This is a genomic window from Arcticibacter tournemirensis (assembly GCF_006716645.1).
GTDB lineage: Bacteria > Bacteroidota > Bacteroidia > Sphingobacteriales > Sphingobacteriaceae > Arcticibacter > Arcticibacter tournemirensis.
In genome coordinates this window covers 3,418,752-3,432,008 of record NZ_VFPL01000001.1, presented here as the reverse complement: position 1 = coordinate 3,432,008, position 13,257 = coordinate 3,418,752, and the positions used below count along the sequence as shown (strand labels likewise).

Genomic DNA, 13,257 nt, shown 5'->3' with positions numbered 1-13,257 from the left:
GTTTTAACATTGTATATATTAACACTTTCAACTTTCCCTAAGCTTATTAACTTTGCGATCAAAATATTACGGAATGACTACGAAGGAAATCAGGCAGGCTTTTTTAGATTTTTTTGCAGGTAAGGGGCATCAGATCGTGCCATCAGCGCCCATTGTGGTGAAGAATGATCCCACGCTGATGTTTACCAATGCTGGCATGAACCAGTTTAAAGAGATCTTTTTAGGCGAAGCCCCTGTGAAATATGCCCGGGTAGCTGATACTCAGCGTTGTCTGCGTGTATCCGGAAAACACAACGACCTGGAAGAGGTAGGTATCGATACCTACCATCATACTATGTTTGAAATGCTCGGGAACTGGAGTTTTGGCGACTATTTTAAAGAAGAAGCCATAGCCTGGAGCTGGGAGCTGCTTACCGGTGTTTATGGCATTCCGAAAGACAGGCTTTATGTAACAGTTTTCGAAGGCGACGAGAAGGAGGGCCTGCCGAAAGATCAGGAAGCATATGATTTTTGGAAACAGTGGATAGATGAAGACAGGATCCTTCTTGGCAACAAGAAAGATAATTTTTGGGAGATGGGTGACACCGGACCCTGCGGTCCCTGCTCTGAAATACATGTGGATTGCCGGCCGGATGCTGAGCGGAAGAATAAGGATGGAAAAGCGCTGGTGAATGCGGACGATCCACAGGTTATCGAGATCTGGAACAACGTGTTTATGCAGTTTAACCGTTTGAAAGATGGATCGCTGCAGCTTTTGCCTGCTCAACATGTCGACACTGGAATGGGGCTCGAGCGCCTGGTAAGAATACTTCAGAATAAATCATCGAACTACGATACCGACGTTTTTCAGCCTCTGATCCAGTTTATATCAAAGGAGAGCGCCATCGCGTACAACCAAGGTGAAAGTAACGAAAAAACGGATATTGCTATGCGTGTGATGGCTGATCATATCCGTGCAATAGCATTCGCAATTGCCGATGGTCAGCTTCCGTCAAATGTTAAGGCAGGTTATGTAATACGTCGTATCCTCAGACGGGCAGTAAGATATGCATACACCTTTTTAGGTTTCAAAGAGCCATTCTTTAATAAACTTGTGCCTATTCTCGCTGATCAGTTTGACGGTGTGTTCCCTGAATTGAAGGCTCAGCAGGATTTTGTCCAGAAAGTGATACTGGAGGAAGAGGTTTCTTTCCTCCGCACGCTGGCTACCGGAATTCAGCGGTTTGATAAGTATGTTGCTGAAGGCAATATAGTTGATGGCGATTTCGCTTTTGAATTATACGATACTTTTGGTTTCCCGATCGATCTAACCGAATTAATGGCCCGCGAAAAAGGCCTTACGGTAGATATGGACGGTTTCAACCGGGCTCTTGAGGTTCAAAAAGCACGTTCCCGTGCTGCCACCGCTGTTGATACGGGTGACTGGATTGCGGTTAATGAAGGTGAAGAAAATGAGTTTACAGGTTATGATTCGCAGGAAACTGTTGCTCATATCCTAAAATACAGGAAGATAAAAGCGAAAGGGAAGGAGCAGTACCAGATAGTTCTTGACCGCACACCTTTTTATGCTGAAAGCGGTGGCCAGGTAGGTGATACTGGATTTTTATATCCTGCATCGGCCGGTAGTCAGGAGCACGAAAATTCAATCAGGATAACGGATACGAAAAAGGAGAATGCACTAATTATTCATTTTACAGATGAGATCCCGGAAGGCTTTAAGCTTCAGGAGGAAGTAAAGTGCGTCATCAGCAAAGAACGCCGTAGCGATATCCAAAATAATCATTCTGCCACCCATTTGCTCCAGGCTGCGCTGAGGGAGGTTTTGGGGACGCATGTACAACAGAAGGGTTCGCTGGTTAACGAAGATCACCTGCGTTTTGACTTTTCTCATTTCGCCAAGGTTACCGACGAAGAACTCGACCGCGTTGAAGCTATTGTAAATCAAAAAGTACGGGAAAATATTCAGCTGAAGGAAGAGCGTAATGTCCCATTTCAGGAGGCTTTAAAAAGGGGAGTAACAGCGCTATTCGGCGAGAAGTATGGCGACTTTGTGAGGATTATAACGTTTGATGATCACTATTCCAAAGAGTTGTGCGGCGGGACGCATGTGAAGGCAACCGGTCAGATCGGCTATTTTAAAATTGTATCAGAGAGTGCCGTTGCTGCGGGAGTAAGAAGGATTGAAGCCATCACGGGTAAAGCTGCTGAAGCTTTTATCAACGAACAGAACAAGCTGGTTGCGACCCTGAAAACGCTTCTTAAAAATCCGAAAGATATCACGAGGTCCGTCGAGAGCCTTCTCGAAGAGAATTCGAAGCTAAAGAAGGAGCTGGAAAAAAATATGTACGAGAAAGCAGCCGGTTTTAAGGATGAACTCGCTGCGCAGGCAGAGAAGATCGGGGCAATCAGTTTTATAGCCAGAAAGCTGGACTTTGGAAATGCAGATGCTATAAAAAACCTGGCATATTCTTTAAAAGAAAGTGTAGACAATCTTTTCCTTGTACTGGGGAACGATAATGAAGGTAAACCTGCTTTAACAGTAATGATATCTGAGGATCTGGTAGAAAAAGGGTTCCATGCAGGAAACATTATTCGTGAGCTCGCCAAAGAGATTAAAGGCGGCGGCGGCGGCCAGCCCTTCTATGCTACTGCAGGAGGAAAGGATAGCAGCGGACTGGAAGCTGCACTGGAAAAAGCGAAAGAGATTGCGATAACGCTGGCTGAAAAAGCCTGATATATGCAAATAAGAAAATGCCTGCGGTATTCCGCGGGCATTTTTGTGGTGCGCCCGGCATGGGCGATAACTCTAGGGTGCAAGTCCCGAACACGCCATTACAGTTGGAAGTGTTAGCCGAAGGCAAGGGTGTCCACCGTGAGGTGGAATCTGAAGGAAGCCTCAGGCAAATTCTCGGTCTGACGGACAGAAACTACATATAAGGCCTACGATGCTGGATGAGGTTGCAACACAAACTAAAGTCCTATACTGTACAGAAGCATCAAGGTAAATGTAGCAGACACATGAGAGGAAAGTTATCGTTCTTACCCGGGGAGATCTCACAGACTTGTGGAAGTTTTTTTTTCAGAAGCAAGGAGTAAAGCTAGCTGTGAGAAGTCAGCCGATTTCGTAGTACTTGCTTACGGCAAAGCAAGGAAGGAATGAACCTTAAGTTAGTGATCAATAAATGAGAATTACCTAATGAAGGATAGAATGCAGAAAATTGATAACGTTTATCAACCTGATCACAAAAGAATAGGGCGGAACCCGAATGCTATGTGGGAGGGCAGACTTTTATTAGGATGATTGAAAAGAACCTCACAGACACAAACACACGAGTAGATGAACTGTTAGAACAACTTCTTGACCGTCAGAACCTAAATGCTGCCTATGTACAAGTGGTCGGTAATCGTGGTGCTGGAGGTATCGATAAGATGGGCGTCGAATCCCTTGGGGATTATCTTAGAGAGCATAAGGAGAAACTTTTAACATCCATCAAGCAAGGGAGTTACTATCCTTCTGCAGTAAGACGTGTTGAAATTCCTAAAGACAATGGGTCAAAGCGAATGCTGGGCATCCCAACAGTAGTTGATCGGCTCATCCAGCAGGGCATTAGTCAAATCCTGACACCAATCTACGAACCTGAATTCAGTGACCACAGCTATGGTTTTCGTCCGGGTCGCAACGCGCATCAAGCGCTTATCAAATGCAAGGAATACATTCAACAGGGGTATAATTATTCCGTAGACATGGACTTAGAGAAGTTCTTCGATACGGTGAATCACAGTAAACTGATTGAATTATTATCACGCACGATCAAAGACGGAAGACTGATCTCACTTATCCATCGATACTTGAGAGCAGGTGTAGAAATAAACGGAAGGACTATAGTAACTACAGAAGGTGTACCTCAAGGAGGCCCACTAAGCCCACTTTTGAGCAATATTATGCTTGATGAACTGGACAAAGAACTGGAATCTCGAGGACACAAATTTGTACGTTACGCTGATGACCTTATGATACTTTGTCGTAGTAAACGGAGTGCCTCACGGGTTATGGAATCGATCACAAAATTTGTTGAAGGTAAGCTGATGCTTAAAGTCAATAAAGAGAAAAGCGTCGTTCGTCATGTATCCACGATTAAATTTCTAGGCTATAGTTTCTACAATTACAGAGGGGAGTCGCGCTTACGTATTCACCCTAAAAGTCTAGGGAAGATGAAAGCTAGGATTAAAGGACTAACGGGCCGCAGTCGAGGTTGGAGCGATGAACAGCGAATTCTCTACTTGAGGGAATACCTCACAGGCTGGATGCACTACTTTAAACTAGCGGACATGGGGACGAAACTGGGGCAACTGGATATGTGGTACCGTCGTAGGCTACGTATGGTCAAATGGAAACAATGGAAACATAGCAAGTCTAAAATTAGGAACTTAGTACAACTAGGCGTAAGTAAGTACAAGGCGTACGAATGGGCACATACAAGGAAAAGTTACTGGCACACAGCAAAAAGCTGGATACTGACAACAACCCTTTCCAACTACTATCTTAAACAACTGGGATACCCATCTTTACTGGCAGAATACAAGCGAGTTTGTGTTACAACTTAGGGAAGCGCCGTATACCGAACGGTACGTGCGGTGCTGTGGAAGGTCGGAACGGGAATTAATCCCGTTCCTCCTATCCGATTCAATACCCTATTCTTTAAAACAAAAACCCGATCAATAAGTTTAGAAACGTAAAGTGGCTTTACCATCTAGCTTCAAGGAAAGGGTTGTTTTATGCATTTTGAACGAATTGACAATAAAGGTCGTGCAAGGCTATTTAAGAACGATTTTTTGGAAAGTCTTACCAAGACGCGTCCATGGGTAATTTACAGTATCTATATACCGCTCTCAGCATGGTTCCTATATTATAGTCATGATACTCTTGGTTACTCGATCGGCTTTATCACTGGCTTGTTTTTTGTCGCTTTGTTCAGTTGGACCCTTTTCGAATATTTTGCTCATCGCTATTTATTTCACTATGAAGCCACCAGTAAATGGGGACAGCGGATTGTGTATATATTCCACGGTAACCACCACGAATATCCCCGTGACAGGATGCGCTTGTTTATGCCTCCTTTACCCAGCATTATTCTTACTTCGGTAGTATTTGCCGTTATTTATGCACTTTCGTTGCTGTTTACCGGCACCGGAAATTACACTTTTATCTATTTCCCGGGGTTTATTACCGGTTATTTAGCGTATGTTTCGATGCACTATGCTATTCATGCCTATGCTCCTCCAAAAGCACTAAAAGGGATTTGGCGAAATCATCATCTGCATCATTACAAGTATCCCGAGAAAGGATTCGGAGTGAGTTCAATGCTTTGGGACGTTATTTTTCGCTCTTTGCCTGGCGATGATGACCAGAAAAGGCCCGGGGAAATGGGTAGTGAAGAGGGAAAACTGCTGTCGTCGTCTATGAAGAGTGGATACAGGCCCCGGCGCTTCAGCAGGACTACTAATACTTTACGATCCTGAACTCTGTTCGCCTGTTAATCCGGCGACCTTCTTCTGTGGAGTTATCAGCGATAGGCCGCGTTTTTCCACTGCCTTTGTAACTTAATCTTAACGGGGCTATACCGTGGCTAACAAGGTAGTTATATACGCTCCTTGCCCGGCTTTCAGAAAGTGTCTGGTTAGCCGCATCGTTGCCGGTATTATCGGTATGGCCGGTGATTTCAATGACCGTGTTGGGATGTGAACGAAGGAAACTCAGTAACTGTGATAATTCAATCAGAGATTCTGGCAATAATTCAGCTTTATTTGTTTCAAAGAAAATGTTTTTTAACACTACAATACCGTTCGTTCGAATCTTTTGTAACGCGATCAAAAGACTGAAAGGCTTACTCGCAGAAGCAGCTTTGTCTAGAGTAAAATTCTCTGAATGAAAAAGATATCCATCCTTATACACAGTAAGTCCAAATATCTTGCCCTCCGGCATAGTGGCCAGAAACTCTCCGTTTACCTGATCGCTTTCTTCCTGGAATATCACTGCGCTGCTTTTTAGTTCCGTGATCTTTATCTCTGCATTTAACGATTCTGTAGTCTCAGAATCAACCACTTTCCCTTTGACGTAAGTAACAGGTTGTGGCCTGTCGTCTGGTGGAAGCTCGAACGAATAAATGTCCATTCCGCCGTATCCGCCTTTCATGTTGGAGGCAAAAAATGCAGTGCGCCCGTCGGCACTCACAGTTAAACCGCTTTCCTCACCTGCGGTGTTAATGGGAAAGCCGAGGTTATGTGGCTTTTGCCATTGCCCATCAGAGTTCTTGCGGCTGAAATATAAATCCCTGTTCCCTAGTCCGGGCCAGCCGTTTGATGAAAAGTAGAGTGTACTGTTATCCGGATGAATGAAAGGGGAATGCTCGTCGTATGGCGTGTTGATCGACGGTCCCAAATTCACTGGGTTCGCCCATTTTCCGCCTTCAAGGAGCTCTGTACTCCAGATATCGTATCCTCCTAATCCTCCCGGCCGGTTGCTTACAAAATATAAGGTACGGCCGTTTGCACTAAGAGAAGGCTGTGACTCCCAGCCCGCCGTATTTACCGGGGCGCCGATATTAAATGGCTCACTCCAGTCATTCCCTTCGCGCTTGCATACATAGATATCGCACCTACCAAGCCCCTCGGGACGGTTGCAGCCGGTAAAGAAGAGATATACACCATCGGGAGAGATACACTGGGCTCCTTCATTAAAGTTCGCTGTATTAATGGCGCTGCTCAGATAGGTGGCAGGCGCCCAGCTCGAATTGGTCTTAATACTTTGAAAAAAATCTTCGTTATTATTGACCCTTCTGGTAAATATAATTCGTTCTTCATCAGCCGTAACTACCGGAAGGTACTCCTGAGAAGTGGTGTTCACCGCTGGTCCGAGGTTGACGGGCTTAAACTCTACCGGCTTCTTTATAGCTTCAATACTGAAATGACAATCGGCTATATATCTGGCCGTTAATTTTCTGCTGTTATCAGAGAGCCCCGGAAATGAAAGGTATTTTGTGAAGTGTTGTAATGCGGAAGAATAATCGCCCGAGTTTAGTTCACTTTCTGCAATGCCGAAATACGTAAGCGAATGAAAGTTGGGATCTATGGCAATTACTTTCCGGTAAAAAGTGATTGCTTCTTTATAATTCTTAAGTTTTCGATAAATATCTCCAAGTTGCTGCAATGCTGCGGGAAACCTCGGATCCGCTTTTACCGCATTCGTGAGTTCTTCAATCGCTTTTGAATAGTCGGCTGCAGAAAGATGCCGGTTGGCCTGTTCATAATATTTCTGAGCCTGCTTATCCGTTGTCCGGCCTCCCTGCTGTGAGAAGAGCAGGATTGGTGAACAAATTAACATACAAATGAACAGTACTCTCATCAACCGGGAGGTTTATGATGCTTAATTTAGTGTTTATTATTTATATAACACTTTAAATTTAAGGAATGTTCAGATACTTATGGGTTTGTAAGGAAATTTCCCACTTAGGATTTTCTTTAACGTAGTCTATAATCAATGACGTTACTTCTCCAGCCTTCGACCATTCCGGCTGCAGGTACAGTTTACAGGAGGGTGATACCATTCCGGCATACTTTTCGGCCCAGGCCAGATCGCTTTTATTGAAGACGATAATCTTTAGTTCTCCTGCTTTTGGAGCTATCTCAGGAAGCGGCGCTTTAAACTTTTTAGGCGACAGGCATATCCAGTCCCACTCACCCGAAAGAGGATAGGCGCCTGAAGTTTCGATAAACGTTTTTATGCCCCTATCGTGCAGCCCGGCGGTAAGATAGTCAAGATTATAGATCAAGGGTTCGCCGCCCGTGATTACCACTGCTTTTCCCGGGTACTTTGCTGCATTTTCTATAATTTGATCGGCTGGTGTAAGAGGATGTAATTCAGCATCCCAGCTTTCCTTCACGTCACACCAGTGGCAGCCAACATCACATCCGCCCAGGCGGATAAAATAGGCGGCTTTCCCGCTGTGATAACCCTCTCCCTGGATGGTGTAAAACTCCTCCATTAAGGGCAATAAAGATCCGTCTTCTGGTACTTTTGTCATTGAGGCTGCAAATATACCGAATACTTGAAAGGGATGAAGCCCATAGAGGAATAATATTGCAGGAGAATGATTTTATCCGGTTAATAAATTAAAACCTATTTCTTCTTCCAGCGGTTATTATTATGAAGATTAATCCGTTCTCTATGGTAAATATTCAGGAAATCGATAAGCTTACAGAGCAGTTTTACGATTGCATAAGTTTTAACGAAGAGCATTATCCTAAATTTGATCATTTGCAGGAGCTCTTTTATGGCGCAGGCAAACTAATCAATAACAACTACGACCAACCGCTCGACTTTACTGTCCAAAGTTACGTACAGGCGCTGATGCACCGTATAGAAGAAGGCGATGCCACGTTCTACGCTCAGCAGGAGATATCAGATAATACAGAGGTTTTTGGGAATACAGCCCAGCGAATCAGTGTTTATGAATATTCATTTACCGCAGAAACCGAACAGCCCTGGAAAAGAGGCGTAAATTTCGTTCAGTTTATTTTTGCTGAAGGGAGATGGCAGATTGTTTCAATGGTATGGACCGACGAAAAAGAGGGATTGAATATTCCGGAAACTTATTTATTGTAAAAGGACTGCCTAACGTTTAACGAGATACCGGCTGCAAAATTCCCTGCTGTCTGCGACTTCTAGTTCCGAAAAATAAAAATCGCCTGTATTCTCTGTTATGATACATTGGCATCCGCTCTCTATTGCCGAATAGTATTCGATTCCATCTTCAAAATCATGAATTGCCTGATTGTTCAATGTCTTTGACACTGCCTGTTCTGTAGCAGGAGCGATTCGAATATACTGGCACAGCAGATCCATCTTCTGTTTTGCTATTGTTGTACGATGCTTCTTTTCCGCGAAGTAGAAAGCGATAGCAAGGCATACAGGTGAGGTATACAGCTGATACCTACTATTGTCCGACAGACTTAGGATACGTGAGGTAAAGGGGAAAAGAGGGTATTCCTTATTTAGTACAGAAACAAGGATATTCGCATCTAGGAATATTTTCATTTCTTTGATTCAAAGAACTCTTTTTTCTGGTCTTTCCGGCTTCTTTTTGTTTGGTATTCTGCTTCGCCTTCAGCGAGCTGATGTACCCAATCGGCGATTGGATAATCTTCAAGCGAGCGATATTGCTCTGAGGTAACTTTAGTTAACAAGAACTCAATTAACCGCGAAAGGCTGATGTTGTTGTCTGCAGCATACTGCTTTGCCTTACTAATTACCTCGGTGCTGAAACTAAGGGTAACTTTACTGTCCATGGCCTTATTTTTCACAAAAATATAAATTACGTATAGAATAAAAAAGTTATACGTAATTTATTTTGTAAAAAGAGGAGAGGGAAATAAACGTTGATCCGCTTATTTATAAATGGTCTTTTTAGCTGATGCAAGCGTGTTCTTGAGCAATCCAACGATGGTCATTAATCCAACACCTCCCGGTACTGGCGTGATCCACGATGTCTTTGGTGCTACATTATCGAAATCAACATCGCCGTAAAGCTTATATCCTGATTTTGTAACCGCCGACTCCTCCCTGTTCATGCCCACATCAATCACTATGGCCCCTTCTTTTACCATATCGGCAGTTACAAACTGCTTTCTGCCTATAGCTGCAACGATGATATCAGCAGAGCCGACGATCTCTTTCAGGTTCCGGGTTTTGCTATGAGTTAATGTTACGGTACAATTACCAGGATAAGTATTCCTCGCCATCAGAATACTCATCGGGCTTCCCACAATATTACTTCTTCCTATCACGACACAATGTTTGCCTGCCGTATCTATCTTATATTCCTCAAGCATCATCAGAATGCCGTAGGGAGTAGCGGGAACGAAGCAGGGTAGATTTCTCATCATTCTGCCCAGGTTCACAGGATGGAATCCATCTACATCTTTCCGGTGATCTATTTTTTCTGTAACCTTTTCAGGGTCAATATGCTTAGGTAATGGAAGCTGAACTATAAGTCCATCTACGTCTTCATCCTTATTTATCTCTTCGATCTTGTTGAGAAGCTCGGCTTCTGTAACTGTTTCTTCGTACCTGAAAAGGGTAGATTTAAAGCCAACCTTTTCGCAGTTCTTCATTTTACTGGCAACATACGTTTCGCTGCCGCCATCGTGCCCAACCAGTATAGCTACAAGATGTGGCTTGCGGCCTGTTGCTTCAAGTATAGCTGCCGCTTCAGCCGCAATTTCCTGTTTAAGTTTTTCAGATACGAATTTTCCGTCTAGTAATTGCATTTTTTATTTTAGTATCAATTATCAAGATTCTAGTGTCAAGATGAGTACTGGAGGCTGTTTCATTTCTTTAAAATCTAAAGTCTTGATACTTGATACCAGCTACTCGATACTAGAACGCTAATCCAATTTCAACACAGCCATAAACGCCGACTGTGGTATTTCTACGTTACCCACCTGCCGCATGCGTTTCTTTCCCTTCTTTTGCTTTTCAAGGAGCTTTCTTTTACGTGAGATATCGCCACCATAACACTTAGCTGTCACGTCCTTACGTAAGGCTCTTACGCTTTCCCTTGCGATAACCTTTGCTCCGATAGATGCCTGGATAATAATTTCAAACTGCTGACGGGGAAGGAGCTCACGAAGCTTTTCGCAGATCTTCTTTCCAAAGTCGTACGAATTTGTTCTGTGAATCAGCGACGACAGGGCATCTACAGCCTCGCCATTAAGCTTTATGTCTAACCGTACCAGGTCAGATTGTCTGTAGCCGATCTGATGATAATCGAAGGAAGCATAGCCCTTGGAGATAGTCTTCAGTCGGTCATAGAAATCAAAAACGATCTCGCCCATTGGCATTTCGAATATCAGCTCAACCCGGTCTGATGTAAGATAGGACTGGTTGATAATTATTCCGCGTTTTTGGATACATAGAGACATTACGGGACCAACAAATTCCGATTTTGTAATAATGCTCGCCTTGATATAAGGTTCTTCCACGTAATCCATTTTGCTTGGATCGGGAAGATCTGAGGGGTTGTTTACGATAATCAGGTCACCTTTAGTGGTATAAGCACGGTAGGAAACGTTTGGTACGGTGGTGATCACCGTCATGTCAAACTCGCGCTCCAGTCGTTCCTGGATGATCTCCATGTGTAGCATTCCGAGGAACCCGCAACGGAAACCGAATCCTAAAGCTGCTGATGACTCTGGTTCGAAAACGATGGACGCATCGTTAAGCTGCAGTTTATGCATACTTTCACGGAGTTCCTCATATTCGTCCGTATCGACTGGATAAATGCCCGCAAATACCATCGGTTTTACTTCTTCAAATCCCTGTATTGCTTCAAGAGCTGGTTTATCGACGTGAGTGATCGTGTCGCCTACCTTCACCTCACGTGCTTCTTTAATACCTGAGATAATATAACCTACGTCGCCTGTCTTAATTACATCTTTAGGTTCCTGGGTTAATTTGAGGGTACCAACCTCATCCGCTATATATTCTTTACCTGTGGCAATGAATTTAACTTTGTCGTTTTTGCGGATCTCGCCGTTGATAACTTTAAAATAAGCGATAATACCCCTGAAAGAATTAAAAACAGAATCGAAGATCAGGGCTTGCAACTCTCCATTGGGGTCGCCTTTTGGAGCGGGCACCCTGGCAACTATCGCTTCCAGAATATCATGAACGCCTTGTCCGGTTTTACCCGAAGCAGGAATAATCTCCTCTCGTTTGCAGCCAATCAGCTCAATGATCTGATCTTTTACCTCTTCGGGCATCGCACCCGGAAGATCCATCTTGTTTAAAATAGGAATGATTTCCAGATCGTGCTCCAGGGCCAGATACAAATTCGATATCGTCTGGGCCTGGATTCCCTGCGAAGCATCAACTATCAATAGCGCGCCTTCGCAGGCTGCTATAGAACGGGAAACCTCATAGGAGAAATCGACATGTCCCGGTGTATCAATCAGATTCAAAACATAATCCTGGCCATCCAGTTTATATTTCATCTGGATAGCGTGACTTTTTATGGTGATGCCGCGCTCGCGCTCAAGATCCATGTCGTCAAGCAGCTGAGCCTGCGCTTCGCGTTGACTGATGGTATTTGTATATTCGAGCAATCGATCAGCCAGCGTACTCTTCCCGTGATCGATGTGGGCAATGATGCAAAAATTCCGGATATGTTTCATTCGAAGCGCAAAGATAATTTATTGCATCCATATTTTAATGACGACTTGATTTAAAGAGAATGTTTATTAGCGAACAATTATTATATACTATTAATCAGACGCTTAAGCAAAGCCAGCGGCTTAGCGGACCATTATCTGTGGCCGGTGTAATACATGGAGGAAGTATAAACCGGTGTTTCCGGCTGAAATCCGGCAAGGAGAGCTTTTTTCTGAAAGTCAATAGTCAGAGGGACTATCCGGAGATGTTTATGAAAGAAGCGATGGCGCTTAAACTGCTGGATAGCACGCATTCTATTTTAGTTCCCCAGGTAATTTCCTATGGAGCTGCCGGCGACGAGCAGTTTCTTTTATTGCAGTGGATAAATACCGGTGCAAATACTTCGCGTGCCCAGGAGAGGCTGGGCGAGGGCCTGGCCGCCTTGCATCATCATTCAGCTTCTGGTTTTGGCTTAGACTATACTAATTACATGGGCTCGTTGATCCAATCAAACCGGCCCCATGCCGAATGGGTTGATTTTTTCGTTGAAGAACGACTTAAACCTCAGGTAAAGATAGCAGCTGACAAATGGCTTATAGATCAGGATACTATAAATAAGTTCAATCTCCTTTTTTGCAGAATGAAGGAGTTTCTTCCCGAAGTAAAACCCGCTCTAGTCCATGGAGATCTCTGGTCGGGCAATTACATGATCGGAGAAGGAGAGACCCCAGTCTTAATCGATCCGGCCATTGCTTACGCAAACCGGGAATGCGATATTGCTATGAGTAAATTATTCGGCGGTTTTGACGAGATTTTCTACGAATCATATAATCATCATTTTCCTCTTGAAAAGAACTGGAATGAGAGGACAGACCTCTGGAATCTGTATCCTTTGCTAATTCATTTAAATCTTTTTGGCCGGTCATACCTTGGCGCTATAAAAGCCGCATTGAAGCGATATTTATGAATTATTCAGATTTATTATCACCATCCAGCCATAACCGATCCTGCGACCTTTTTCATTGCGACAGCAGTAACCAAATAGGCCA

At 43.9% G+C, this 13,257-nt stretch carries 11 protein-coding genes; 5 read left to right on the top strand and 6 right to left on the bottom strand.

Translation table 11 applies throughout. The annotated features are described in order from the left end of the window. Positions 1–73: 73 nt before the first annotated feature. From alaS to BDE36_RS14440, 3 genes are all read left to right on the top strand, one after another. Positions 74–2,734: an alanine--tRNA ligase gene (alaS, locus tag BDE36_RS14455; protein ID WP_141815439.1), complete on the top strand. Its 2,661-nt coding sequence runs from the start codon at positions 74–76 to the stop codon at positions 2,732–2,734. A gap of 563 nt (positions 2,735–3,297) precedes the next feature. Beyond that, positions 3,298–4,605, top strand: a complete 1,308-nt coding sequence (ltrA, locus tag BDE36_RS14445) for a group II intron reverse transcriptase/maturase (RefSeq protein WP_202618236.1) — start codon at positions 3,298–3,300, stop codon at positions 4,603–4,605. Positions 4,606–4,776: 171 nt separating this feature from the next. Next, positions 4,777–5,520, top strand: a complete 744-nt coding sequence (locus BDE36_RS14440; RefSeq protein ID WP_141815437.1) for a sterol desaturase family protein — start codon at positions 4,777–4,779, stop codon at positions 5,518–5,520. Here the strand turns inward: BDE36_RS14440 and BDE36_RS14435 are convergent. Beyond that, positions 5,501–7,402: an OmpA family protein gene (locus tag BDE36_RS14435; RefSeq protein ID WP_141815436.1), complete on the bottom strand. Its 1,902-nt coding sequence runs from the start codon at positions 7,400–7,402 to the stop codon at positions 5,501–5,503. The genes BDE36_RS14440 and BDE36_RS14435 overlap by 20 nt on opposite strands. A 58-nt stretch (positions 7,403–7,460) precedes the next feature. Continuing rightward, entirely contained in the window at positions 7,461–8,081 is a 621-nt protein-coding gene (locus BDE36_RS14430; protein ID WP_141815435.1) for a 7-carboxy-7-deazaguanine synthase QueE, read from the bottom strand. Between the two features lie 122 nt (positions 8,082–8,203). Here BDE36_RS14430 and BDE36_RS14425 point away from each other — a divergent pair, with 122 nt between their 5' ends. Next, positions 8,204–8,662 (top strand): hypothetical protein, encoded by a 459-nt coding sequence (locus tag BDE36_RS14425; RefSeq protein ID WP_128767528.1) that lies wholly within the window; start codon positions 8,204–8,206, stop codon positions 8,660–8,662. A 9-nt stretch (positions 8,663–8,671) separates the two neighbouring features. Here the strand turns inward: BDE36_RS14425 and BDE36_RS14420 are convergent, their stop codons facing one another. The 4 genes from BDE36_RS14420 to lepA form a co-directional block, all read right to left on the bottom strand. Further along, positions 8,672–9,094: a type II toxin-antitoxin system VapC family toxin gene (locus BDE36_RS14420; protein WP_141815434.1), complete on the bottom strand. Its 423-nt coding sequence runs from the start codon at positions 9,092–9,094 to the stop codon at positions 8,672–8,674. Then, complete coding sequence (locus BDE36_RS14415; RefSeq protein WP_128767526.1) at positions 9,091–9,345, bottom strand: DUF6364 family protein; 255 nt, start codon at positions 9,343–9,345, stop codon at positions 9,091–9,093. The genes BDE36_RS14420 and BDE36_RS14415 overlap by 4 nt, the downstream gene beginning before the upstream one ends. A 99-nt stretch (positions 9,346–9,444) precedes the next feature. Beyond that, complete coding sequence (locus BDE36_RS14410; RefSeq protein ID WP_141815433.1) at positions 9,445–10,326, bottom strand: bifunctional 5,10-methylenetetrahydrofolate dehydrogenase/5,10-methenyltetrahydrofolate cyclohydrolase; 882 nt, start codon at positions 10,324–10,326, stop codon at positions 9,445–9,447. 117 nt (positions 10,327–10,443) lie between these two features. Next, positions 10,444–12,231 (bottom strand): translation elongation factor 4, encoded by a 1,788-nt coding sequence (lepA, locus tag BDE36_RS14405; protein WP_141815432.1) that lies wholly within the window; start codon positions 12,229–12,231, stop codon positions 10,444–10,446. A 59-nt stretch (positions 12,232–12,290) separates the two neighbouring features. Here lepA and BDE36_RS14400 point away from each other — a divergent pair, with 59 nt between their 5' ends. Further along, positions 12,291–13,175, top strand: coding sequence for a fructosamine kinase family protein (locus tag BDE36_RS14400; protein WP_141815431.1), 885 nt, complete (start codon positions 12,291–12,293; stop codon positions 13,173–13,175). Positions 13,176–13,257 lie beyond the last annotated feature (82 nt).

What these genes read in the sequence shown, in the direction of transcription:
- BDE36_RS14430 (WP_141815435.1), bottom strand. Translation starts at nt 8,081, where the DNA reads ATGACAAAAGTACCAGAAGACGGATCTTTATTGCCCTTAATGGAGGAG.
- alaS (WP_141815439.1), top strand. Translation starts at nt 74, where the DNA reads ATGACTACGAAGGAAATCAGGCAGGCTTTTTTAGATTTTTTTGCAGGT.
- BDE36_RS14400 (WP_141815431.1), top strand. Translation starts at nt 12,291, where the DNA reads ATGTTTATTAGCGAACAATTATTATATACTATTAATCAGACGCTTAAG.
- BDE36_RS14425 (WP_128767528.1), top strand. Translation starts at nt 8,204, where the DNA reads ATGAAGATTAATCCGTTCTCTATGGTAAATATTCAGGAAATCGATAAG.
- BDE36_RS14410 (WP_141815433.1), bottom strand. Translation starts at nt 10,326, where the DNA reads ATGCAATTACTAGACGGAAAATTCGTATCTGAAAAACTTAAACAGGAA.
- BDE36_RS14435 (WP_141815436.1), bottom strand. Translation starts at nt 7,402, where the DNA reads ATGAGAGTACTGTTCATTTGTATGTTAATTTGTTCACCAATCCTGCTC.
- BDE36_RS14420 (WP_141815434.1), bottom strand. Translation starts at nt 9,094, where the DNA reads ATGAAAATATTCCTAGATGCGAATATCCTTGTTTCTGTACTAAATAAG.
- BDE36_RS14415 (WP_128767526.1), bottom strand. Translation starts at nt 9,345, where the DNA reads ATGGACAGTAAAGTTACCCTTAGTTTCAGCACCGAGGTAATTAGTAAG.
- BDE36_RS14440 (WP_141815437.1), top strand. Translation starts at nt 4,777, where the DNA reads ATGCATTTTGAACGAATTGACAATAAAGGTCGTGCAAGGCTATTTAAG.
- lepA (WP_141815432.1), bottom strand. Translation starts at nt 12,231, where the DNA reads ATGAAACATATCCGGAATTTTTGCATCATTGCCCACATCGATCACGGG.
- ltrA (WP_202618236.1), top strand. Translation starts at nt 3,298, where the DNA reads ATGATTGAAAAGAACCTCACAGACACAAACACACGAGTAGATGAACTG.